This is a genomic window from Bordetella genomosp. 11 (assembly GCF_002261215.1).
GTDB lineage: Bacteria > Pseudomonadota > Gammaproteobacteria > Burkholderiales > Burkholderiaceae_B > Bordetella_C.
Genome location: NZ_NEVS01000004.1, coordinates 2760376 through 2784672 on the forward strand (window position 1 = coordinate 2760376; position 24297 = coordinate 2784672).

Sequence of the window (24297 nt, forward strand, 5' to 3'; positions counted from 1 at the left end):
AAGGAAATCACAATGGAACCTGTCATCGACTACGTGGCCGGCCTCGATAACAAGCCGCAGAACGCGATGGTCCTGCTGGTGGACGATCAGATCATGGTGGGGGAAGCGGTGCGCCGCGCGCTGGCCGACGAACCCAACATCGACTTTCACTTCTGCCCCGACGCGCAGGAAGCGCTGAATGTGGCCACCCAGACGCGGCCGACCGTTATCCTGCAGGACCTGGTGCTTCCCGGCGTGGACGGCCTGACGCTGGTACGCGCCTATCGCGCCAATCCGGCGACCCGCGATATCCCTATCATCGTGCTCTCGTCCAAAGAGGACCCCGAGGTCAAGAGCGCCGCCTTCAGCGCCGGCGCCAACGATTACCTTGTCAAGCTGCCGGACACCATCGAACTGGTGGCGCGCATCCGCTACCATTCGCGCTCCTACCTGGCGATGCAACAGCGCGACGAAGCCTACCAGGCCCTGCGACAGAGCCAGCAGCAGTTGATGGAGATCAACCTGGAGCTGCGCCGCCTGACCAATTCCGACGGACTGACGGGGTTGTCCAACCGGCGGTATTTCGACAGCTACCTGAGCGCGGAATGGAAACGCGCGTCGCGCGACCAGACCGAGATCAGCATGCTGATGATCGACGTCGATCATTTCAAGAGCTACAACGATGCCTACGGCCACATGGCGGGCGACGAGGTACTGAAGAAAGTGGCGCACACCATCGCCAGCTGTTGCGAGCGCTCCACGGACCTGTCCGCGCGTTTCGGCGGCGAGGAATTCACCGTGGTGCTGCCCGGGACCCCGCTGTCCGGCGCCCGCCTGGTGGCCGAGAAGATCCGCCGCTCCATCGAGGGCCTGCACATCCCGCACCGGGACTCCGCCACGTCGGAGTGGCTGACCGTCAGCATCGGCATCGCCACGCTGGTGCCGGACCGGCCCGACCGCTACACCCAGATCATCGACGCCGCCGACCGCGGCCTGTACAACGCCAAGCGGCAAGGACGCAATCGCGTGATGGCGCGCACGGACGAGTGAGTCAATCCTCGTCCGCGCCGAACCAGTCCGGATTGCGCGCCCGTATGGGCTCGAACGACATGGTCAATTCCCTAAGGTGATGGCCCATGGCGGCCTGTGCCGCCTGCGGATCGCCATCGCGCAAAGCCTGGAAAATGGCCTGGTGCTGATCGATCAGCATTTCCAGCGGAGATACTTCGGCCAGGCTGAGATAGCGGACGCGATCCATATTGGCCTTGATGTTCTCGATGGTCTGCCACACCGCCGGACAATCCGCGGCGCCGGCGATGGCCTGGTGAAAGGCGTCGTCCAGGTCCAGGAAGGCGGCGGTATCGTTCTCGCGCGCGGCGCGGCGCTGGCGATCGAGCAGCTCGGCCATGGCCGCCAGTTGCGCGGCGGTGACACGCTGCGCGGCGCGCCCGGCCACGGCCACTTCGACGGCTTCGCGGATAAAGCGGCCGTCCTCCACACGCTTGGGCGAGATTTTCATTACGAAGGTGCCGCGCTGGGGCAGCACCCGCACCAGGCCGGCCTCGCCCAGCTTGATGAAGGCCTCCCGCACCGGCTGGCGCGATACGCCGAAGTGCTCGGACACGTCTTTCTCCGAGAGCGGCGACCCCGGCGGGAACGTGCCCTTGACGATGGCCTCCCGCAGCATCCGGTATATCCGCTGGTTCACCGGCCCCCGCGTATCGGCCGGCAGCGCCGCCAGCCCACTGCCCGCCTTGTTGCGCGCCACTCCCATGGGCGTGTCCTCGTTCGTCTTCCCGCAAGGCCCGAGTATATCGTCCGCACCGGCCGCTTTCGCGCTGTTGCTAGCGATGGCCCCAGTCGTGCAGGTCGGTGTCGCCGCGTTTCGCCGGCGCGGTTTCGGGAAGCAGTCGCAGGGCCAGCAGCGACGCGACGCCCAGTACCAGCATATAGGCCGCCAGCCCGCCGAAATGGCCGCCGCTGGCCTGGATGATCTTCACCGCCACGAGGCCCAGTATGCCGCTGCCGATCAGCGAACCGATCTGCCAGATAAGCGCGATGCCGCTGCACCGCACGCGCGTGGGAAACAGCTCGGGGAACATGGAGGCCTGCGGCGCATAGCAGAGCGCATGGCCGATCGACAGCACCAGTATCATGGCCAGCTGCGTCACGAGGCGATCGCCGCTGTTCAGCATCAGGAAGAACGGCACCACCATGACGATCTGCACGAGCGCGCCGGCCATGTAGACCGGCCGGCGGCCATAGCGGTCGGACAGCAGGCCGGCAAGGGGAATGGTGACCAGCTCCACACCGACCGCCAGCAGGATGCTTTGCAGCAGCCACGCGTCGTTCAGGTGATTCGCCTTGCCATAGGCCAATACGATGGTGCTGTACATGGCGAACGCGCAGGCCTCCACCAGTTTGGCGAATACGCCCTTGGCGATGATGCCCGGATAGGCGCGCAGCACCTCGGCCACCGGCCGCGACTCCACCGCCTTGGTCTTGCGGATTTCGTCGAAGACCGGCGATTCGTCTATGCGCAGCCGCACGTACAGGCCGATGATCACCAGCACCAGGCTCAACAGGAAGGGAATACGCCAGCCCCAGTCCAGCAACTGGGATTCGGTCAGGGTCGACGTCAGCACCGCGAACAGGCCCGCCGGTATCAGGAAGCCCGCGGGCGCGCCCAATTGCACCCAGCTGGCGTAGAAGCCGCGCCGCGCGCGCGGCGCGTATTCGGCGGTCATCAACACCGCCCCGGCCTGTTCGCCGCCCACGCCGAAGCCTTGCAGGATGCGGATCAGCACCAGGGCCAGCGGCGCCCAGAAGCCGATGCGATCGTAGGTCGGCATCAACCCGATGACGAACGTACCCAGGCCGACGATCAGGATGGTCACCACCAGGGCCTTCTTGCGGCCCAGCTTGTCGCCGAAATGGCCGAACACGATGCCGCCGATAGGCCGTGCCAGGAAGCCCACCGCATAGGTGGCGAATGCCGCCACGGTGCCGGCCATGGGGTCCGAACCCGGAAAAAACAGCTTGCCGAAAAACAGCACCGCCGCTGTCGCATAGACGAAGAAATCGTAGTATTCCGCGGCGGTGCCGATGGTCGAGGCAACGGCGGCGCGCCGCAGCATGCCCGCCGAAGATGTGCCCTCGCCGACGGGATGGGCGCTACTGGTGATGGTGCTCATGTCTGCTCCACTGCTTTCTGATTTTCATGCGCGGCAACGGCGCCGCATGGGTCCGCGCCGGGCTGTCCCGGCGCGGCCGGCCTACCAGTTCCACAAGGTGCCGTCCTCCAGGCGCGCCACCGGCAAATAGGCCGGGTCGTAGGGATACCTGGCGGCCAGTTTCTCGTCGATATCCACGCCCAGCCCGGGAGCGTCCCCGGGATGCATCGTGCCCTTGCTGAATTCCCATGCATGGGGGAATACCTCCAGGGCTTCCGGCGGGTAGCCCATGTATTCCTGCACACCGAAATTGGGTACCCAAAGATCGAAGTGCAAGGCCGCGCCCATGCACACCGGCGAAAGGTCGGACGGACCGTGGCAGCCGGTGCGCACCTGGTACAGCGAGGCGAAATCGGCGATACGGCGCAGGTGGGTGATACCGCCCGCATGCGTCAGCGTGGCGCGGATGTAATCGATCAGTTGTTCCTCGATCAGCTGTTTGCAGTCCCAGATGCTGTTGAAGATTTCGCCGACGGCGACGGGCGTCACGGTATGGCGCCGGATCAGGCGGAAGGCTTCCTGGTTTTCCGCCGGCGTGGGATCTTCCATCCAGAACAAGCGATAGGGTTCGACCGACTTGCCCAGCCGGGCGGCCTCGATCGGCGTCAGGCGGTGGTGCACGTCATGCAGCAGATGGGTGTCGAAGCCGAAGCGTTCGCGCACCGCCTCGAATAGCCTGGGGATGAAGTCCAGGTACTTTTCGCTGGACCAGGATTGTTCCTCCGGCCAGCCCTTGGTGGCGGGTTCGTAGGCGCCGCCGTGCTTGGTCACGCCGTAAACGGATTTCATGCCGGGCACGCCGCATTGGACGCGGATGGCCTGGTAGCCCTGGTCCACGTGCTCCGCGTACTTGTCCAGCGCCTCCGGCAGGTCGCGCCCGGTCGCATGCCCATACACCATCACGCGTTCGCGCGAGGCACCGCCCAGCAACTGGTACAGCGGCATGCCGGCCATCTTGGCCTTGATGTCCCACAGCGCCATATCGACCGCGGCGATGGCCGACATCGTTACCGGCCCACGGCGCCAGTACGCGCCCTTGTACAAATACTGCCAGGTGTCTTCGATCCTGCGGGGATCGCGGCCGATCAGCACCGGGCACACATGGTCTTTCAGGTACGAGGCCACGGCCAGTTCGCGTCCGTTCAGCGTGGCGTCGCCCACGCCGTGCACCCCTTGGTCCGTGACCAGTTTCAGGGTGACGAAGTTGCGGCCGGGGCAGGTGACGATCACCTCGGCATGGGTAATTTTCATGGCGGCTCCACTTGCTGAACTTAGTCTTGGATACTACCATACCAGTTATGACCTCGCCTTTGCCCCGACTCACGCCCGACCGCCTGCCCGGCCTGGGCGCCTACCTGCCCGCCCCGCCCTGGACCGAGCCCCGCATCGGCATCGTGCACCTGGGATTGGGCAACTTCCATCGCGCGCACCAGGCGATGTACACCGAGGACGCGATGCTGGCCGCCGGTGGCGACTGGGGCATCTGCGGCGTGTCGCTGCGTCGCCCGGATACGCGCGACGCGCTGGCGCCGCAGGACTGCCTGTACAGCGTGCTGGTGCGGGACGCGCGCGCCGAACGGGTGCGCGTGGTGCGCTCGCTGCGGCGGATACTGGTGGCATCGGAAGAACCGGACGCCGTGCTGGCTGCCCTGGGCGATCCGCACGTCCGGATCGTGACGCTGACCGTCACAGAGAAAGGGTATTGCCTCGATCCGGGCACGGGCGGCCTGGACCTGCGCCACCCGCTCATCGCGCGCGACCTGGACGATCCGGCGCACCCCCAAAGCGTGCCTGGCTATCTGGTGGCGGCCCTGCGCGCGCGCCGCGCCGATCCGTTTACCGTGCTGTCCTGCGACAACCTCGCGCATAACGGCGCGGCCCTGCGCCGGGCGGTAACGGATTACGCGCGCGCGCTGGACCCCGAACTGGCCGACTGGATCGCCCGGACCGTGGCCTTCCCCTCGACCATGGTGGACCGCATCGTGCCGGCCACCACCGATGCCGACCGCCAGGACGCCGCCCGCGTGCTGGGCTGCGTGGATGCCTGGCCCGTACCGACGGAAAGCTTCCGGACATGGGTCATCGAAGATCGGTTCCCGGGCGGGCGGCCGGCCTGGGAACGGGCCGGCGCGATCATGGTGGACGACGTCACGCCCTATGAAACGGCCAAGCTGCGCATGCTCAATGGGATCCACTCGACCCTGGCCTATCTGGCGCTGCTGGCGGGCCTGCAGACCGTGGACCAGGCCGTCGGCCAGCCGGACCTGCGAGCGCTGCTGTACCGCACCATGACCGACGACATCGCGCCCACCCTGACGGTACCCGCCAGCTTCGACCGCGCACGCTATCGCGACGAACTGCTGGCGCGCTTCGCCAACCCCGCGCTGAAGCACCGCTGCATACAGATCGCCATGGACGGCAGCCAGAAACTGCCGCCTCGGCTGCTGGGCACCCTATCGGATCGCCTGCGCGACGGCCATGCGGTGGACCGGCTTGCGCTGGGCATTGCCGCGTGGATGCGCTTCCTGTCGGGGCAGTCCGAAAGCGGCGCGCCGCTGGAGCTGAACGACCCCATGGCGGCGCGCCTGCGCGCCCTGGCGATGCCGGGCGCAAGCGCCAGCGTCGACGCCCTGCTCGGCGTGCGCGAAATATTCCCCGCTCCGCTGGCGGCGGACGTCCGGTTTACGGCGGCGGTGCGGCGTGCCTACGAGGCACTGGCCAGCCACGGCGCGCTGGCGACCGCGCGCCGCTACGCGGCGCTGTAGCGGCGCCGCGCTACAGGAAGCGATCGAGCAGTTTGCGGCTGTGCTTGTCCAGCGCGCGCATATCGCCGACCAGGTAATGGATTCCGTGGCTGTCGGCGATCAACAGCGCCTGGCCGCCCAGCCGCCGTATGTCTTCCTCGCCACGCAGCACCAGCGAGGTCGCGCCGCGGTCGGTCTGGACGTTCCAGGTGCAGGGAGTCGCGTAGCCGGACACCGCCACGATGCGCTGGATGCGCGGCATGAATTCCCGCGCGGTCAACGCCTCCTGCACCAGCACCCGCATGCCATGCGGCAGGTCGTCCACGCGGTCGATCCAGGCCACCTCGTGGCCAGCCGGATCCACCAGGGAGCAGCCGCCTTCCGGCGCCGATATCGGAAAGGCCCGCACCGGCACGATACCGTCGATGGTCGTGCCATCGGCGCCCACATACACCAGCCGGCCATGGGCATTGCGCTGGAGCCGGAAATCAGGCTTCGGCGACGAGATCGTCATCGTCATCCTCCTCGTCGCCCCGCACTTCCGCGTCCACCTCCGCCTGCCGCGCCTGCGCCTGGTACAGCGCGTGATACGCGCCGCCGACGGCCATCAGTTGCTCGTGATTGCCCTGTTCGACGATGCGGCCGCGGTCCAGGACCACCAGCCTGTCGGCCTTGCGCAGCGTGCTGAGCCGGTGCGCGATGGCGATGGTCGTGCGGCCCCGCACCAGGTTGTCCAGGGCCTTCTGGATTTCCTTCTCCGTCGCGGTATCCACGGATGATGTGGCTTCGTCAAGGATCAGGATGCGCGGGTCGATCAGCAGCGCGCGGGCGATGGAAATGCGCTGGCGCTCGCCGCCCGACAAGGCCTGGCCCCGCTCGCCGACCAGCGAATCGTAGCCGTGCGGCAGCCGCAGGATGAATTCGTGCGCGTGCGCCGCGCGCGCCGCCGCGATGATCTCTTCGCGCGTGGCCTCCGGCTTGCCGTAGGCGATGTTTTCGGCGATCGTGCCGAAGAACAGGAATGGCTCCTGCAGCACCAGGCCGATGTTGCGCCGGTACTGCGCGATACCCATCGTGCGGATGTCGATGCCATCGACCAGGATCGCGCCTTCGGTCACGTCATAGAAGCGGCAGATCAGGTTGATCAGGGTGCTCTTGCCCGAACCGCTATGCCCTACCAGGCCTACCATCGTGCCGGGTTCTATGGTCAGGTCCAGGCCATGCATGACGGACCGGTTGCCATAACGGAAACCCACGTCGCGCATTTCGATGCGGCCGCTCACCCGCCCGATCTGCACCGGATTGCGCGGCTCCGGCACGCTGGACACGTGGTCCAGGATATCGAAGATGCGCTTGGCCCCCGCCGCCGCCTTTTGCGTCACCGAGACGATGCGGCTCATCGAATCCAGGCGGGTATAGAAGCGGCCGATATACGCCAGGAACGCCGCCAGCACGCCCACCGTGATCTCGTGCCGGGAAACCTGCCAGATACCGTAGATCCACACCACCAGCAGGCCGATCTCCGTCAGCAGCGTCACCGTGGGCGAGAAAAGCGCCCACACCGTATTGACCCTGTCGTTGACGTCCAGGTTGCGCTGGTTGGCCTCGCGAAAGCGGCGCACTTCGCGCTTTTCCTGGGCGAAAGCCTTGACCACCCGTATGCCCGGGATCGTGTCGGCGAGCACATTGGTGATTTCCGACCACACCCGGTCCACTTTCTCGAAACCGTGGCGCAGACGGTCGCGGACGGCGTGGATCATCCAGGCGATGAAGGGCAGCGGCACCAGCGTCACCAGCGCCAGCCAGGGATTGATGGTGATCAGGATGACGGCCGTCATCAGGATCATCAGCACGTCGGTCGCGAAGTCCAGCAGGTGCACGGACAGGAAGATGCAGATGCGGTCGGTCTCGCTGCCGATGCGCGCGATCAGGTCCCCGGTGCGCTTGCCGCCGAAATACGCCAGCGACAAATGATGCATGTGCTCGTAGGTGGTGGTGCGCAGGTCCGCCCCGATGCGCTCGCTGACCCAGGCCAGGATATAGGTGCGGCCCCAGCCCAGCCCCCAGGCCAGCAAGGCGGAGGCGAACAGGCCCGATAGGTACATCACCACCCGCTCGTTGTCGATGGGCGCACCGTTCTGGAAGGGAATCAGCACCTCGTCCATGAGCGGCATGGTCAGATACGGCGCCACCAGGGTGGCTGCCGTGGCCAGCAGCGTCAATATGAAGCCGATGGTCAGCGGCACCTGGTACGGCACGGCGAAACGCCACAGGCGCAACAGGGCCCAGGTGGCGGGAGGTTCCCGCGGCGGCGGATTGCAGACGGGGCAGACGTCCTGCTCTGCGGTAAGGGGCTCCAGGCAGGTCGCGCAGAGCCGGTCGCGGGATTCGGCCAGGCCCGGCAGGCCGCGCAGGCGATCCCGTTGGCGCGCATAAGCGTCGCGCAACCGCAATGCGGCCGGATTCCGCCCCAGCGTGTAGCGCCACACGGCCAGGCGTGCGTCCGGACCGTGCAACTCCAGCGTGCCGACGCCGGCATGATCTGAAACCGTTACGCTGTCCGTCACTTCGTAAGGCCAGCGGCGCCATTGGTCCTCGCCCGGCTCGCGCGCGACGATGTTGCGGTCGGTGACGAAAACGAGGCCGTTGCGGAACTTCAGCGCCGCGTCCAGGTCTAGCGGCAACCAGGCAAGCAAAGTCTCGCCCTCACCCAGCTGGGCGACCATATCGGCGTGCCAGTCGGCTGGCAGGGCGGCTCCATCCGGGACGAAGTCTAAAACGGGTTTCTTCATGGAAAACGTATTCACAGCCGCGGCGAAACCAGCAGACCGGGACCCCGATTTCGGCGCGAAGCTGAAAACGTGTTCCTTCCTTGCAACATACCGGACGTCATGGATAGAATCGGCGTCGCCGCCTTCTTACCGATATTTCTATAATCGGCGGCATATACAGAGCATCCTGGCACCGACGAAACGCGCACCGTATACCTACACGGGATAACCCACGAACCGCCCAAAGCCCAGGAATTTCTTCCGTTCGCCATCGGAATTTTCGGCAAATTAGAACATGAAAAAGAAAGACATTGAATTTCTCGATGTCGTGGCTTTGCGCGGCCCGAACATCTGGACCTATCGACCCGTATTGGAAGCCTGGGTGGATATCGGCGAACTGGAGGATTATCCCTCCAATACGATTCCCGGCTTTTACGAGCGTCTGTCGACGTGGTTGCCGACACTGATCGAACACCGATGCAGCCCCGGGGTGCGCGGGGGCTTCCTGCAACGCTTGCGCGAAGGCACCTGGCCGGCGCATATCCTGGAACACGTCACGCTGGAGCTGCAGAATCTGGCGGGTCTGCCGGGCGGTTTCGGCAAGGCCCGGGAAACCGCCGTGCGCGGGGTCTACAAGGTTATCGTGCGCGCCTGGCAGGAAGACGTCACCCGCGCCGCGCTGAGCGAGGCGCGCGACCTGGTCATGGCCGCCATGGAAGACCGCCCCTTCGACGTCCCGGCCACGATCGAGCGGCTGCGCGACATGGTGGACCGCCATTGCCTGGGCCCCAGCACGGCCTGCATCGTCGACGCCGCGGACGACCGCGATATTCCTTATATCCGCCTGTTCGAGGGCAATCTCGTACAAATGGGATACGGCGCGCGCCAGCGCCGCATCTGGACGGCCGAAACCGACCGCACCAGCGCGATCGCCGAAGGCATCTCGCGCGACAAGGACCTGACCAAGCGCCTGCTCGCCGAATGCGGCGTGCCGGTGCCCGAGGGACGGCTGGTCGAATCGCAGGAAGAAGCCTGGGAGGCCGCGCAGGACATCGGCCTGCCCGTGGTCGTCAAACCCTATGACGGCAATCACGGCCGCGGGGTCTTTACCAACCTGAACAGCTACGAAGAGGTCAAGGCGGCCTACGCCGTGGCCCAGGACGAAGGCAGCGGCGTGCTGGTGGAACGCTTCGTCACCGGCAACGAACATCGCCTGCTGGTCGTGGGCGACCGCATGGTCGCCGCCGCGCGCGGCGAACCGGCCTGGATCGTCGGCGACGGCGCGCATACCGTCGAAGACCTGATCGAACGGCAGATCAATACGGACCCCCGGCGCGGCAGCGGCGAGGACTGCCCGCTGAACAAGGTCAGGCTGGATTCCGCCGCGCGCCTGGAAATCGCCCGCCAGGGCCTGGCCGCGGACAGCGTGCCCGCCGCGGGACGAAAAGTATTGATCCAGCGCAACGGCAATGTGGCCTTCGACGTCACGGACCAGGTGCATCCCGAAGTGGCCCACGCGGTTACGCTGGCCGCCCGCATCGTCGGCCTGGACGTGGCCGGCGTGGACCTGGTGGCGCAGGACATTTCGCGGCCCCTGGAAGAACAGCGCGGCGCCATCGTGGAAGTCAATGCGGGGCCGGGCTTGCTCATGCACCTGAAACCCGCCGACGGCCCGCCCCGGCCGGTGGGCAAGGCCATCATCGACCACCTGTTCCCCGACGGCGACGACGGCCGCATACCGGTCGTCGGCGTCACGGGCACCAACGGCAAGACCGTCGTGGCACGGCTGACGGCACGCCTGCTCCAGCTGTGGGGCCGGCATGTCGGCCTGGCCTGCAGCGAAGGCCTGTACTTCGACCAGCGCCAGGTCGAACGCGGCGATCGCGGCGACTGGGCCTCGGGCCGGCGCATACTGATGAACCGCTCCATCGATGCGGCGGTCATCGAAAACAGCAGTACGGTCATCCTGCGCCAGGGCCTGGCCTACGACCGCTGCCAGGTGGGCATCGTGACCAATATCGATGAAGGCGACCATCTGGGCGAGCACGATATCCGCGACCTGGATGGCATGGACAACGTCCTGCGCACGCAGATCGACGTGGTGCTGCCCACCGGCACCGCGGTGCTGAATGCCCGCGACGAGCGCGTCGTCCAGATGGCCGGCCTGTGCGACGGCGACGTGGTGTTCTTCGGACTGGACCCCCGCCTGCCGGCGATCGCATCGCATGTGGCATTGGGCAAGCGCGCGGTATTCGTGCGCGACGGCCACGTGGTGCTGGCCGAGGGCAACCGCGAACAGCGCGTCAGCGAGGTAGCGGCCCTGCCGCTGACCGCGGGCGGGCGCGTCGCCTTCCACATCGAGAACGTCCTGGCGGCGGTCGGTGCCGCGTGGGCCCTGGGTGTGCCGGCCAACATCATCCGCGTCGGCGTGGAAACCTTCGACGTCGATCGCGCCGATGCCCCCTGGCAATTCACGGCGATCGAACACAAGGGCGCGACGGTGGTGGTGGACGGCGCGCACAACGTGTCGGCGTTGCGGGCCCTGGTCGCCGCCGCGGAACGCTTCCCGGCACGGCGGCGCCGCATCGTCTATGGCGCGGGCAAGGACCGCCGCGACCAGGATCTGCTGGACCAGGGCACCCTGCTGGGCGACGCCTTCGACCAGTTGGTCCTTTACGACGACACCACCGTACCCTCGCAGCGTCCGGCCGGGCAGGCGCGCGGCCTGTTGCGGGCCGGCGCCCAGCAAGGCGGCCGCGCGACCGCCATCGTGGACCAGCCCGACCATGCCACGGCCGTGCGCACGGTACTGGACAGCGTGCGTACGGGCGATTTCGTCATCCTGCAGTGCAACGAGGGCGGCGCCGAACCCACGCTCGATTTGCTGCGCCACTGGATCGAGCAGAACTGAGGACTATGCCGCCGCCGTCCCGGCGTACCGGCCGACAGGAACACAGCATGGAAGTCTCCCGCATACGCGCCCTGCGCGGCCCCAACCTGTGGAGCCGCAACACCGCCATCGAGGCCATCGTCGCTTGCGACGACGTCGAATGCTCGATCGATCTGTTGCCCGAGCTGGAACCGCGCCTGCGCGCGCGCTTCCCGCAACTGGGCCTGCTGCGCCCGGAAGGCCACGAGGGCACCGTCGCGTTGGCGCATGTACTGGAACACGTCGCGCTGCTGCTGCAGGCGCATGCCGGCTGCCCCGTCACGTTCAGCCGTACCGCCGCCACCATCGAGCCGGGCGTGTTCCAGGTCGTCGTCGAATACAGCGAAGAGCCCGTCGGCCGCCTCGCCCTGGAGCTTGCCGAAAAGCTGTGCCTGGCCGCGCGCCAGGATACCCCTTTCGACCTCGCGGACGCCCTGCACCGCCTGCGCGAACTGGACGAGGACATCCGCCTGGGGCCCAGTACCGGCTCCATCGTCAACGCGGCCGTCGCACGCAATATCCCGTACCGGCGCCTGACGCAGGGCAGCATGGTGCAGTTCGGCTGGGGATCCCGGCAACGCCGCATCCAGGCCGCCGAGACCGACCGGACCAATGCCATTTCCGAGGCCATCGCGCAGGACAAGGACCTGACCAAGATGCTGCTGGATGCCGCCGGGGTGCCGGTGCCGTTCGGCCGCACCGTGTCCAGCGCCGAAGACGCCTGGGCCGCCGCGCAGGAACTGGGCGGCCCGGTGGTCGTCAAGCCGCGCGACGGTAGCCAGGGCCGCGGCGTCGCGGTCAACATCGAAACCCGCGAACGCGTCATGACCGCCTATGCGGCCGCCGCGGAAATCAGCCGCGACGTCATCGTCGAGCGCTATATCCCCGGCCATGATTTCCGCCTGCTTGTCGTCGGCGATACCCTGGTCGCCGCGGCCCGCCGCGATCCGCCGCAGGTGTCCGGCGACGGCGTGCATACCGTGCGCCAGCTCATCGAACAGGTCAACCAGGATCCGCTGCGCGGCGACGGCCATGCGACGTCGCTGACCAAAATACGCATCGATGACATCGCCATCGCCACGCTGGCCAAGCAGGGCTACGACGTGGATGCCATACCGCCGACCGGCGCCCGCGTGGTGCTGCGCAATAACGCCAACCTGAGCACCGGCGGATCGGCCACCGACGTCACCGACGAAGTCCACCCCGAACTGGCCGCGCGCGCCGTGACCGCCGCGCGGATGATCGGACTGGATCTGTGCGGTGTGGACGTCGTCGCCGAAACCATGCACCTGCCGCTGGAGGAACAGCGCGGCGCCATCGTCGAAATCAATGCCGCCCCGGGCCTGCGCATGCACCTGACGCCCTCCTTCGGCAAAGGGCGCGCGGTGGGTGAAGCGATCATCGCCAATATGTTCGCGGACGGCGACGATGGGCGCATCCCCGTGGTCGCCGTGGCCGGAACGAACGGCAAGACCACCACGGTACGCCTGACCGCCCACTTGATCGGCCAGGACGGCACACGCGTCGGCATGACGAATTCGGACGGCGTGTACATCGGTGCGCGGCGCATCGATACGGGCGACTGCAGCGGCCCGCGCAGCGCGCGCAGCGTGCTGGCGCACCCGGATGTCGACGCCGCCGTGCTGGAAACCGCCCGCGGTGGCATCCTGCGCGAAGGCCTGGCGTTCGACCGCTGCAACGTCGCGGTGGTCACCAACATCGGCATGGGCGATCACCTGGGATTGGGTTATATCTGCACCGTCGAGGACCTGGCCGTCGTCAAGCGGGTCATCGTGCAGTATGTGCAACCCGCCGGCTACGCCGTCCTCAACGCGGGCGACCCCATCGTCGCGGAGATGGCGGCCAGTTGTCCGGGCGGCATCGTCTTCTTTGCGCTGGACGACCAGAATCCGCGCATGACCACGCACCGGGCCCAGGGCGGCCGGGTGGTTTACCGCAACGGCGACCGCCTGGTGGCGGCGCAGGGCTCGCAAGAGGAAAGCATCGCGCTGGCCGATATCCCGCTGACGCGCGGCGGCAGCATCGCGTTCCAGATAGAGAACGCCATGGCCGCCATCGGCGCGGCCTGGGCCCTGGATACGCCGTGGGCAAACATTCGCAGCGGCCTGAAGACCTTCATCAACGATGCCGCGACCGCCCCGGGCCGCTTCAACGTATTCGATTACGGCGGCGCCACCGTCATCGCCGACTATGGGCACAATCCCGACGCCATCAGTGCGCTGGTGCAGGCCGTGGAAGCCATGCCGGCGGTGCGTCGGTCCGTGGTCATCAGCGGGGCCGGCGACCGCCGCGACGAGGATATCCGCCGGCAGACCGAGATCCTGGGCGAGGCCTTCGACGAGGTGCTGCTGTACGAGGACCAGTGCCAACGGGGCCGCGCCGATGGCGAAGTCATCGCCCTGCTGCGCGAGGGCCTGCGCAATGCCAGCCGGACGACCTATTCCACCGAGATCAACGGTGAATTCGTGGCCATCGACGCGGCGCTGGCGCGCCTGCAGGCCGGCGACCTCTGCCTGATCCTGGTCGACCAGGTTGAAGAGGCGCTGGCGCACATCGCCAGGCGCGTGGCCGAGGCCGCCGCCACCGCATGACCGCTGTTACCCGCATCCGTCAAAACCCGGCCAAGGGTTGCGCAGTTGTAACAGCGGTGCCGCCATGCGGCTGATACCGTAAACAGCGCAAGCCTGTTTACATTTGCCCACATCCCCGTTTGACCCCGCTTGCGCGGGACACGTAGCGTAGTGCTAACCCGAACGCCCGGCCACACCGGCCCGGCATCGAGGCCACCGTCCGGGCCGCCCCGCGAGCCCGGCGCTTTTCCGAATCGGGAGGCACACCATGCTGTACTACGCCGCTGTTTTCTTCGTCATCGCCATCATCGCCGCCGTACTGGGCTTTGGCGGCATCGCCGCCGGCGCCGCCGGCATCGCGAAAATCCTTTTCATCGTCTTCCTCGTCCTGGCGCTTCTGTCCGTCCTGGGCGGCGTATTCCGACGATAACGCCGGCATACGGCTTACCCCCCAACTGAACAAGGAGAAACGCCTATGCGTACCCGCCAGCTCATCATCGGTGCCATCCTGGGCCTGAGCGCCGCCCTGCCCGCCGCCCACGCCGCGGACAACACCGCCGACGGCAAGCCCAAGCAATCCGTGGGTGAATACGCCTCGGACACCGTGGTCACCACCAAGGTGAAGGCCGCCATCGTCGCCGACAAGTCGCTGAGCGCGCTGGACATCGCGGTCGAAACCAATAATGGCGTCGTCACGCTGACGGGCACGGTAGCGTCCGCCGCGCAAAGCGACGCGGCCACGCATGCGGCCCGCGGCGTCGAAGGCGTCAAGCAGGTGAAGAACAACCTGAAGGTCGATCCGACGAAGGCCAAGAAGTAGATGCCGGGAGCGCGAGCGCGATGAACGGGGTCGCCGCAGCCCGTTCATCGCGCCCGGTTCCTGGACGGGCCAGGTCAGGCAACGGAGACGCGGTACACGCCGATGGCAAGGGCGCTGCCGCTTCCCGGCGTGGACCTTAATCCGGACACGTAATAGAGGTTATTGACCCGGTCCGCCCATGTCGACGGCAGCGCGGCGAACTCGTTGCCGCGCGGCGGGGTGCCGTCGACGGCGAGCGGTGTATTGGTCGCCACATCGATGGCCAGGACCGGGGAAGGACGAGGCGGTGACGAGCGCTCCGGGCCCAACAGGTATAGCAGCCCCAGGTTTTCATCCACCGCCGGGCAACATGTCGACGAATCCGGATAGATCGGGTCGCCGCCTGGCCGCATATCGCTGTCGCCGACGACGTAGGGCATGACGTAGGTACCATCGTCGCCCGGCGTATAGGCGCAATAAGCCCGGTTCAGCGTTTCGTCGATCGCGAGGCTCCAGCTGGGCTGGCCCTGCGGGCTCAAGGGTACCCGCGTTACGGCACCGCTACGCAGAGAGGCGCAGAGGGCGTGGTCGCCGGTTTGCTCGATGGCGTACACCTTCTCGTAATGAAACCCGATTCGCCGCTGCATCATGGGATCCGTCCCATCCCCGTCCACCATGCCTTTATAGAAAAACACTTCCGCCGGCATGCCTTCGTAGTAATAGACGGCCGGGTTCGCCGAATCTTTCGCCGCCACGGCAAAGAAGGCATTCCGGTCGCCGATCGGGTCCTTGGTGAAACCGTAGATCACCCCGTCGCGCTCCAGCATCTGCTGGACTATCCCGACATAAGCCTCGAATACGATGGTGCAGTCCAGGTCCCAGCCCGGCTTGGCCGCCGCGGGGCTGTTGTGCACCAGCAAAACGGTCACGTTCGAGTCGCGGGTGGCGAACGCCACCCGCCCGCCGCTTACGCCACAGGCCGCGTCCACCGACAGGCCGGAGGGCCATGTCGATGGATTCTCAGACAGCGGCGGCGCCTGGATTATCGTGAATTTCTTCGAACCGCCGGAATTTTCAAGCCCGGCGATCCCCAGGCCGGCCCCCCAGACCTGCCCGACCAGCGCGGCCGAAACATAGTTGGAACTCACCGACGGCACGATCCCGTCCAGGAAGCAGGCGGGCAGCACGCCGTTGGACAAGCCGTCCGGAATCGCGATACGCGCGAGTTCTTCGAAATGGGCGTGTCTTCGCGTGTCGGCCTGCATCGTGCCCTCCGGCGGCTTCGGTGGACATCGAAATGCGCGCCCTAATTCGAGTCAGCGAGGCACGCCAGCGATATCGGTCCAGCGAAGATAGCAAGCGCGCTCGATACAGGCCTTTGAAAGTGCGCTTTTTCTTTTGAAATGAATGAAAGCGCGGGGCCATGCCCCGACGCCGGGCCTCAAGGCAGCGCGATGGTCCCGCTGCCCAGCTCCAGCACCTGCCCGGATACCTGGACTTGCCTGTCGGCGGTGACTTCCAGCCCCAGGAAGCAGGGCCGCCGCACTTGCTCGCCTTGCGCGACGCGTATCCGCGCCGGCAAGGGACGGCCGGTCGCGGCGCACCACCCGCCCAGGTTGGCGCAGGCCGAGCCGGTGCCCGGGTCTTCTACCACGCCACCGGTCGATGAGACGAAAAAATAGCGGGCGAGCACCCGTTGGATACCCTGCCCACCGTTCGCGTCACCAGCAGCATCGCTGGCGCTGCCCTCGAACGCGAACACATAGGCGGCGCGACGGCCCGCCTTGTTGGTCTCCCATTCAGCCAGCCGAGCCCCGTCCGGCCTGGCGCGACGCACGGCATCGGCCGATTTCAGCGGCACTATCAATTGGTGCGCGCCGGTATCCACCCACAATGGTTCGGACAGCAGGTCCTGCTCGCCCAATCCGAGCTGGGCCGCGATGGCGGCGGCCGGCAAGGCAGGCCGGCGGACTTCCGGCGTGGCGCCGCCGGGCGCGGTCAGGGTCCAGGTATTGTCCCGCGCCTGTACCGGCACGAGCCCCGCCCGCATTTCCAGCGTCAGGCTGTCGCCCGCGCCGGTCAGTGCGCGCACCACCTGCGAGGTACCCAGGGTGGGATGGCCGGCAAAGGGCATTTCGAAGTCCGGCGTGAAAATCCGCACGCGGGTGGTAGCCGAAGTCGAAGGCAGGATGAAGGTCGTTTCGGACAGGTTGAATTGCAGCGCGAGCGCCTGCATTTCGGCATCGCTCAGGCCGCTGCCATCTTCGAATACGCACAGGGGATTGCCGCCGAAAGTGCTTTCGGCGAAGACATTCAGTAAACGATAGCGGTACGTTCTCATCCGTACATGTTACAGCAGGCCCCAGGCCCGCCGCGCCGGCCCGGCGCCGCGGGCGAGGCACGTTACCAGGCCACGAAAAGCAGCAGCCAGGCGATGCAGAACGGCACCAGCCCGGCCGCGAACAGCAGCCACGCGGCCAGCTTGCGCCCGGTGGACTGCGTGCGCTGCCCCATGACGCGCCACGCCAGCCGCAGCGTCCAGGCCACCGCCAGGCTCAACAGCGTAAAGCGCACGGGGTTGGCCCAGAGCGCCTGCACGCCCTCGTGCTTGAGCAGCGTAATGGTGGTGGCGGACAGGCCCAGGAAAACGCCGATACCGGCAGCCGGTATCAGCGGCTGCGCCAGCTTGTGCAGGCCAGCCCCGCCCCAGGCGGTACGTCCCTGTACGGCCGGCAACACGCGATCGGCCAGCCACAGCCCGGCGTAGAGCGCACCGCCCACGACCGCCGTGGTGGCGGCGATGAAAAACAGGATGCAGGCGCCATCCAGCCAGGAGAACGTATCGTTGACGTCCGGATAATGCGTCAGGATGAACCAGGGCGCGTTGTCCAGCAGCGGCCACATGATGTCTTTGTCGATCAGCCAGGTGGCTGCCGCCTGCTTCACGGTCACGAACCAGGGGCTGGCGCTCCAGAGGAAGGCACCGATGGCGATGCCCATCATGCCGAAGACCACCAGCGCGGTCTGCCAGGCGTCGCCCCCGGCCACGTCGACGATCTCGGCCTCGGGCGAGCGCGGCGTCAGCGCGATGGCGCCGCGATAGCCGCTGCAGCGTCCGCACATATGGCAGTCCGCCGCGCCCTTCATGTGGCGCAGCGGCACCAGGGGCGCGCAATTGACCGCCTGGATCCGGATGACAGGGTGCCGCCAGGCCTGTTCGTCGACCTTGAAATGCCAGGGCGCGAGCTTGGCCAGCAGATTGAAGACGCCGTTGACCGGACACAGGTATTTGCACCAGACGCGCTTGCTGCGGCCGTAGCGCCAGCCCACCACCATCGCGGCCGCGGTCGAGCCGCCCAGCACCGCCAGGACCGCCAGCGGATACTGGTACACACTGACCAGCTGGCCGTAGATGGTCGTCAGGGCGAATGCCACGAAGGGCCAGCCGCCCCAGCGCATCCAGCGGGGAATCGCCAGGCCCTTGCCGCGTTCGCTGGCCCATTCGGTCAGCATGCCTTCGGGGCAGAACAGGCCGCACCACGCCCGGCCCATGATGGGCATGGACACCAGCACGAAGGGCCACCATATGCCCCAGAAGGCGAACTGCGCGACCACCGTCAGGTTGTTGAACACCGACGCGGTATTGTCCGGCAGGGGCATGGCTGCCGGCACGATCAGCAGGAATGCATACAAAGCAACAATGCCCCATTGCAGCTTGCGCAGCAAAGGGGCATGGTCACGGAGGAAATCGGCCACGCGGACGGTTGCCCGCGCCACTGCTACAGCCATCGGTTCATTACCTTTACAGAGACTCCGCCTTCGGCCTTCAACGCGCGTTGGCCGATGCCGTGGCACCGGCCGCGCGCGGCGCCGCCGGACCGACACGCCGCAACAGCGCCCATACCACGATCCAATAGGCAATCCAGACCAGCACCGTGATCAGCGCCGGATACGCGCGATAGCCGGCGAAGTCGGCCAGGATTTTACCTATGCCGCTGCTGTCGTTGAGCAACCAGCTGCTGTCCCAGATCGGGTCCACCAGCGGCGGCACCACTCCCAGCGATATCAGGTGGTCCAGGCCACCCACCAGCAGGGAGCCCGCCAGCAGCAGCAGCAGGATTTCCGTTACGCGGAAGAAGCGGCGCCAGGTGATCAGCTTGCCGCCCAGTTGCAGCAGCCAGAATGTCAACAGCGCCACCACGAAGCCCGCCAATCCGGCCAGCCCCAGCATCCAGCTGCTGGTGTTTTCCGCGCCGGCCGAGACCGTGCCGTACAGGAATACGACCGTTTCGCTGCCTTCGCGCGCGACCGCGATCATCACCAGAATCAGCAGGCCCCACCAGTTGTCGTCGCGCACCGAATCGCGCGCGCCGCTTTCCAGTTCGCCCTTCAGCGTGCGGCCGTGCTTCTTCATCCAGAAGACCATCTGCACGACCAGCGCGCAGGCCACCAGCGCCATACCCGCCTGGAACCACTCCTGCCCGGTATCGGACAGCCAGGACGAAACGCCAAGCAATACCAGCGCCAGCGCGACAGCCAGTCCCAGGCCGGCGGCCACGCCGCCCCACAGATAGGGCAGGCCGCGCCGGCCTTCCGGGGACGCGCGCAGCCAGGAATACAGGATGCCCACGACCAGCAAGGCTTCGACGGATTCGCGCCAAACGATAAAAGAGACCTGTTCCATGACACCGCCGGGGGCGCTTGCGCGCCCCGTTCAATCCTTGGGTTTAACGACCAGCGTGCCTTTGACGTTCTGATGGAAATCGTCAAAGAAGGGATACTCGCCCGGCCGCGAAATGGTGATCACGACGAAGGATTTCACGCCGGGCCCCAGTACTTTTTCCTTGCGCAGCGGGATGCTTTCGAATTCCACCGGCTCTTTGCTTTCGTTGATCAGCTCGATCTTGAAGCGTCCCGCCGGTACTTCCAGCCGCACGGGTTCGAAGGTGCCGTCCGCCTTGAAGGTCAGCTGGAACGTCGGCAATTCGTCGGCGCGGGTCGGGCCCGCGGCCAACATCAGCGCCAGCGCGAGCGCCGGCAACCCTGCGCGGGCCAGGTACCTCATCAATAGCCACCCTTCTTGCCGGTGCCGGCATAGACGAATTCATAGTCGAGCTCGAACGGAGCGAACCAGGGCCCCACGCCCGTTTCCTTGTCGATATGGCGGCCGAAGTGGCTATGCGAGTCCGCGGTCGGAGGGGAAATGAGGAACTTCAGCTTGTACTTGCCCGGCCCCTCCAGCTTGACGTTATCGCCGTAGTGGGGACCATCGTTCGCAACCATGGGCATCAGCATGCCCTTCTGAACATTGTTGCTGCCCACCTTCTGCAATTCGAACTTGACGACCAGATAGGGCATCCATTCGCCTTCCGGAAACCCCGTGGGATTCTGGGCGGTGGCATGGATATCGGCTTCCAGGTGGATGTCCGAATCCTTGGCCGGCCGCATGACGCCCGGCGGATCCATCTCGATAGGCTGCAAATAGACGGCGCCGATTTCCATGCCGCCCTTTTCCGCGGGCTTGCCAATGGGATATTCAGCGGCTTGGGCGGCAGCGCAAAGGGCGAGGCCGGCGGCCAGAGCAAGAGCCTGTTTGATCATCGAGTGTTCCTTCCGGCGACTGCGCGCCGTCATGCGACCGTAAAGTTAAAAGGATAGGGAAAAGTAAGGATGAATGCAAACAAGAACTGTTTTCATACTAGCTGCTGAACGCCCCCACCTTTGGACGCGCTTACCGGCGGCCCGGCTGCTGCCAAGGCGTGGCGCCGGCGCGGGCCAGCACCGTAGACCCCGTTTGCGGGGCCGGGTTCCCTCGGGAAGGCCTACACCCGCCCTGACGGCGGGGCGCCGGACGCGCCGGCAAGGCGGGTTGCCCGCCGCGACCCCGCGCGGGTATGCCGCGGGTCGCCATCGAGAGTCGATCGGGAAAGGGGGACGCGGGCGGCCGCGGGGGCGTTGAAGCCGCGTGTAAACCGCCGCGGCGCAAGCACGGCCGCGGCGCGGCAGCCCGCCCGCCGGCCATGCCCCGAGGGCATCGCCGCCGTTTACAGCTTCGTCTTCCTATTTGCCGCGATTGCCGGGGGTGGCGCCGGGAAAGGGGAAGGTGGAAAACATCGACCGGGTCTGGTCCTGCATCTTGTCCTGCATCTGCACGAACAGGTTCTTGCTCTGCTCGATGTAGCTGTTCATCATGTTCTGCATCATGGGGGCCTGGCCGTTCATGAACTGGGTCCAGGCCTCCGGACCGAACTGGCTGCCATACAGGCCTTTGGACTGCTCAGCCATGCGTTCCTGGATCTCCATGAAGGCCTGGATATTCTTTTCCAGGTAGGAACCCATGATGCCTTGCATGGCATGCCCGTAGAAGCGGATGATCTGCGCCAGCATGTTGGAAGAGAACATCGGCACGCCGCCGCCCTCTTCTTCCAGAATGATCTGCAGCAGGATACTGCGCGTCAGGTCATCGCCGCTCTTGGCATCCACGACCTGGAAGGACTCGTTGGCCAGCACCAGTTGCTTGACATCCGCCAGGGTGATGTACGTGCTGGTCTGCGTATCGTACAAACGGCGGTTCGGGTACTTCTTGATCAGGCGCGTACTGGCGCCTGCTTGGGCTTGCGTCATGGTTGTCCCCTGCTCGGGTCGATCGTGTTGTACTTATGGATGTGATACCGGTTGATACGGCCACCCGCGGCGCCTGAGCGATGGCCATATCTTAGTCCTGCTTGCTACTGGAAAGCGCCGGATCCGCCCGGACCCGGCGCGGGCGCCGGGTTCAATGCATATGCAAGCCGCCGTTCAACGAGAAGTCCGCGCCCGTGGCAAAGCCCGATTGGTCGGATGCGAGCCATGAGACCATGGACGCGATTTCCTCGGGCGTGCCCAGGCGCCGCACCGGAATGGTCGCGACGATTTTCTCCAGCACGTCCGGCCGGATGGCACGCACCATGTCCGTGCCGATATAGCCCGGCGATACCGTGTTTACCGTGACGCCCTTGCTCGCCACTTCCTGGGCCAAAGCCATGGTGAATCCATGGATGCCGGCCTTGGCGGTGGAATAGTTGGTCTGGCCGAATTGGCCTTTCTGTCCGTTGACCGAGCTGATGTTGATGATCCGACCCCATTGACGGTCGACCATGTGGTCCAGCACCTGCTTGGTCACATTGAACACGCCGTTCAAATTGGTGTCGATCACGGCGCGCCAATCGTCCAGGGACATCTTGCGGAACAAGCCGTCGCGCGTAATGCCGGCGTTGTTCACCAGCACATCCACCGTGCCGTAGTCGGCACGCACTTTCTCGAATGCCTGTACGGTGGAATCCCAATCGGCGACGTTACCGACCGAGGCGTAAAACGTATAGCCCTGCGCCGCCTGTTCGTCCAGCCATTGCTGGTAATTGCGGCTGGGTCCGCAACCCGCGACCACGCGGAACCCGTCCTTGGCGAGACGCTGGCAGATACAAGTTCCTATGCCGCCCATGCCGCCCGTCACATATGCCAGTTTTCCGCTCATTGATGTTCTCCTGTGTGCTTGCGCACTCAATGTCCTGCTGTCGGTCCTGCGTGCCACTACATGGCTCTTACCTTTACATAGCGTCCTGGCGCGGGCTCGATGGGCGCGTACGCTGCGCTGCCCGCCCGCGCCGGCGCCGGGATCAGGCGGCCCGATTGGCCGGCCAACCACTCCGTCCAGTCGGGCCACCAGCTGCCCGGATGTTCCTGCGCGCTCGCCAGCCATGCCGCCGGATCGCCGGGCAGCTTGGCCGGCGATCCGCCGGCCGTTGCGCCGGTGGTCCAGTAGCTGCGCCGTTTCTTCGCCGGCGGGTTGATGACGCCCGCGATATGTCCGGAAGCTCCCAGCACGAATCGCTGCGTGCCGCGCAACAACTGCGTGGAAGCATAAGCCGATGTCCACGGCACGATGTGATCTTCCCGTGAACCGAAGATATAGGCCGGCATGTCCAGGCTGGTCAGGTCCAGCGGCACGTCGGCCACGACGCAGCGGCCGGGCACCTTCAGATTGTTCTCGAGATAAGTATTGCGGAAATACCAGGCGAAGAACGGCCCCGGCAGATTGGTGCTGTCCGCATTCCAGAACAACAGGTCGAAGGCCGGCGGCGTGCGGCCCTTCAGATAGTTGTCCACCACGTAATTCCACACCAGTTCGTTGGGACGCAGGAAGGAAAACGTGGTGGCCAGCTCGCGGCCGGACATCAGGCCGCCGCCGCCCAGCTGGCGTTCGCGCAGCAAGGCGTGGGTTTCGTCCACGAACACATCGAGTACACCGGTATCACGGAAATCCAGCAAGGCGGTCAGCAGCGTCAAGGCGGCAACCGGCCTTTCGCCGCGCGCGTGCGCCAGGGCCAGCGCCGACGCCAGCAGCGTCCCGCCCACGCAGAAACCCAGCGCGTTCACCTGCTCCACGCCGGCAATCTCGCGCGCCACGCGCAAGGCGGGAAGGACGGCGTTCAGCAGGTAATCGTCCCACTGTGCCCGATCGACCCCGTCGCCGTCGGCGGATACGGGATTACGCCAGGACATCATGAAAACAGTGAAGCCCGCATCGACCGCGTGACGTACGAAGGAATTCGCCGGCTGCAAGTCCAGGATGTAGAACTTGTTGATATTCGGCGGCACGATAACCAGGGGCCGCTCGTGCACCTTGGGCGTCGAGGGCGAGTACTGGATCAACTGGAACAGCGGGTTCTCGAAAACCACCTGCCCGGGGGTCACGGCAACGTTGACGCCGATTTCGAACTGGCTTTCGTCGGTCTGCGTGATGCGGCCCTTGCGCAGGTCGTTCAGCAGATTGGCCATGCCTTCGTTCAGGGCCTTGCCGGCCGAGGCAAAGATGGATTCCTGCGCATCGGGATTGAAGGCCAGGAAGTTGGACGGCGCCATGGCGTCCAGCCACTGCATGATGGAGAACCGCAGCCGGTCGCGCAGCGGTTCGCTGACGCTGGCAGCGTCCACCATGCGCTGCATGGCGCGGGCGGACAACAGATAGGCGTGTGCCATGGCCAGATGATGGGGGCTGCGCCGCCAGGCTTCGCCGGCGAACCGCTTATCCGCGGGCGGCTCCAGGCGCCCGGCGCGGGCATCGTCGGCCAGGCGCTGCCAGTCGCGGGAAAAGTCGGCCTGTATCTGCGCCAGGATATCCGGCGCGACACCCACTGGAACGGGCCATGCTGCGGATGGATGGGCAGTCAACTCGACACCTTGTTATGGTCGCTTTTCAAAAAGGATGGTGC

General features: G+C 66.1%; 20 protein-coding genes. 6 read left to right on the forward strand and 14 right to left on the reverse strand.

Annotation, left to right across the window (positions count from 1 at the left end; translation table 11 throughout):
* The first annotated feature begins 12 nt into the window (after positions 1–12).
* Positions 13–1029: a response regulator gene (locus CAL28_RS20185; protein WP_254926180.1), complete on the forward strand. Its 1017-nt coding sequence runs from the start codon at positions 13–15 to the stop codon at positions 1027–1029.
* 1 nt (position 1030) lies between these two features.
* Here the strand turns inward: CAL28_RS20185 and CAL28_RS20190 are convergent, their stop codons facing one another.
* The 3 genes from CAL28_RS20190 to manD form a co-directional block, all read right to left on the reverse strand.
* On the reverse strand, positions 1031–1753 hold the full coding sequence (locus CAL28_RS20190) for a GntR family transcriptional regulator (RefSeq protein WP_094843020.1): 723 nt from the start codon (positions 1751–1753) through the stop codon (positions 1031–1033).
* Between the two features lie 70 nt (positions 1754–1823).
* Positions 1824–3173 (reverse strand): MFS transporter, encoded by a 1350-nt coding sequence (locus CAL28_RS20195; protein ID WP_254926181.1) that lies wholly within the window; start codon positions 3171–3173, stop codon positions 1824–1826.
* Between the two features lie 81 nt (positions 3174–3254).
* Positions 3255–4463, reverse strand: a complete 1209-nt coding sequence (gene manD, locus CAL28_RS20200; RefSeq protein ID WP_094843021.1) for a D-mannonate dehydratase ManD — start codon at positions 4461–4463, stop codon at positions 3255–3257.
* A gap of 47 nt (positions 4464–4510) precedes the next feature.
* Here manD and CAL28_RS20205 point away from each other — a divergent pair, with 47 nt between their 5' ends.
* Positions 4511–5977, forward strand: a complete 1467-nt coding sequence (locus CAL28_RS20205; RefSeq protein ID WP_094843022.1) for a mannitol dehydrogenase family protein — start codon at positions 4511–4513, stop codon at positions 5975–5977.
* A gap of 10 nt (positions 5978–5987) precedes the next feature.
* Here the strand turns inward: CAL28_RS20205 and CAL28_RS20210 are convergent, their stop codons facing one another.
* Together CAL28_RS20210 and CAL28_RS20215 are read right to left on the reverse strand one after the other, a co-directional pair.
* Positions 5988–6470, reverse strand: a complete 483-nt coding sequence (locus CAL28_RS20210) for a cyanophycin metabolism-associated DUF1854 family protein (protein WP_094843023.1) — start codon at positions 6468–6470, stop codon at positions 5988–5990.
* Positions 6445–8748, reverse strand: a complete 2304-nt coding sequence (locus CAL28_RS20215) for a cyanophycin metabolism-associated ABC transporter (protein ID WP_094844740.1) — start codon at positions 8746–8748, stop codon at positions 6445–6447. The genes CAL28_RS20210 and CAL28_RS20215 overlap by 26 nt, the downstream gene beginning before the upstream one ends.
* A 274-nt stretch (positions 8749–9022) precedes the next feature.
* Between CAL28_RS20215 and cphA (CAL28_RS20220) the strand changes: the two genes are divergently transcribed.
* From cphA (CAL28_RS20220) to CAL28_RS20235, 4 genes are all read left to right on the forward strand, one after another.
* Complete coding sequence (gene cphA / locus CAL28_RS20220) at positions 9023–11638, forward strand: cyanophycin synthetase (protein WP_094843024.1); 2616 nt, start codon at positions 9023–9025, stop codon at positions 11636–11638.
* A gap of 47 nt (positions 11639–11685) precedes the next feature.
* The gene (gene cphA, locus CAL28_RS20225; protein WP_094843025.1) at positions 11686–14268 is read left to right on the forward strand and encodes a cyanophycin synthetase; all 2583 of its coding nucleotides are present in this window, start codon (positions 11686–11688) and stop codon (positions 14266–14268) included.
* Positions 14269–14515: 247 nt separating this feature from the next.
* Positions 14516–14677 carry a DUF1328 domain-containing protein gene (locus CAL28_RS20230; RefSeq protein ID WP_066353213.1) on the forward strand — a complete coding sequence of 54 codons (162 nt, stop codon included), beginning with the start codon at positions 14516–14518 and terminating at the stop codon, positions 14675–14677.
* A gap of 45 nt (positions 14678–14722) precedes the next feature.
* On the forward strand, positions 14723–15067 hold the full coding sequence (locus CAL28_RS20235) for a BON domain-containing protein (RefSeq protein WP_094843026.1): 345 nt from the start codon (positions 14723–14725) through the stop codon (positions 15065–15067).
* A 74-nt stretch (positions 15068–15141) separates the two neighbouring features.
* On the opposite strand, the gene CAL28_RS20240 is transcribed toward CAL28_RS20235, so the two are convergent.
* The 9 genes from CAL28_RS20240 to phaC all read right to left on the reverse strand — a co-directional run bounded on the left by CAL28_RS20240 (position 15142) and on the right by phaC (position 24256).
* A complete protein-coding gene (locus tag CAL28_RS20240; RefSeq protein WP_094843027.1) occupies positions 15142–16311 on the reverse strand; it encodes a hypothetical protein in 1170 nt (389 codons plus the stop codon).
* 176 nt (positions 16312–16487) lie between these two features.
* Positions 16488–17387 carry a PhzF family phenazine biosynthesis protein gene (locus CAL28_RS20245; protein ID WP_094843028.1) on the reverse strand — a complete coding sequence of 300 codons (900 nt, stop codon included), beginning with the start codon at positions 17385–17387 and terminating at the stop codon, positions 16488–16490.
* A gap of 62 nt (positions 17388–17449) precedes the next feature.
* Positions 17450–18835, reverse strand: coding sequence for a 4Fe-4S binding protein (locus tag CAL28_RS20250; RefSeq protein ID WP_094843029.1), 1386 nt, complete (start codon positions 18833–18835; stop codon positions 17450–17452).
* A gap of 37 nt (positions 18836–18872) precedes the next feature.
* Positions 18873–19730 (reverse strand): FTR1 family iron permease, encoded by an 858-nt coding sequence (locus CAL28_RS20255; protein WP_094843030.1) that lies wholly within the window; start codon positions 19728–19730, stop codon positions 18873–18875.
* Between the two features lie 30 nt (positions 19731–19760).
* A complete protein-coding gene (locus tag CAL28_RS20260) occupies positions 19761–20111 on the reverse strand; it encodes a cupredoxin domain-containing protein (protein ID WP_094843031.1) in 351 nt (116 codons plus the stop codon).
* Positions 20111–20647 carry an iron transporter gene (locus CAL28_RS20265; RefSeq protein WP_094843032.1) on the reverse strand — a complete coding sequence of 179 codons (537 nt, stop codon included), beginning with the start codon at positions 20645–20647 and terminating at the stop codon, positions 20111–20113. The genes CAL28_RS20260 and CAL28_RS20265 overlap by 1 nt, the downstream gene beginning before the upstream one ends.
* Before the next feature lie 459 nt (positions 20648–21106).
* Complete coding sequence (gene phaR, locus CAL28_RS20270) at positions 21107–21670, reverse strand: polyhydroxyalkanoate synthesis repressor PhaR (RefSeq protein ID WP_094843033.1); 564 nt, start codon at positions 21668–21670, stop codon at positions 21107–21109.
* 151 nt (positions 21671–21821) lie between these two features.
* Positions 21822–22559 carry an acetoacetyl-CoA reductase gene (phbB, locus tag CAL28_RS20275; protein ID WP_094843034.1) on the reverse strand — a complete coding sequence of 246 codons (738 nt, stop codon included), beginning with the start codon at positions 22557–22559 and terminating at the stop codon, positions 21822–21824.
* A 56-nt stretch (positions 22560–22615) separates the two neighbouring features.
* On the reverse strand, positions 22616–24256 hold the full coding sequence (phaC, locus tag CAL28_RS20280; protein ID WP_094843035.1) for a class I poly(R)-hydroxyalkanoic acid synthase: 1641 nt from the start codon (positions 24254–24256) through the stop codon (positions 22616–22618).
* Positions 24257–24297: the final 41 nt, after the last annotated feature.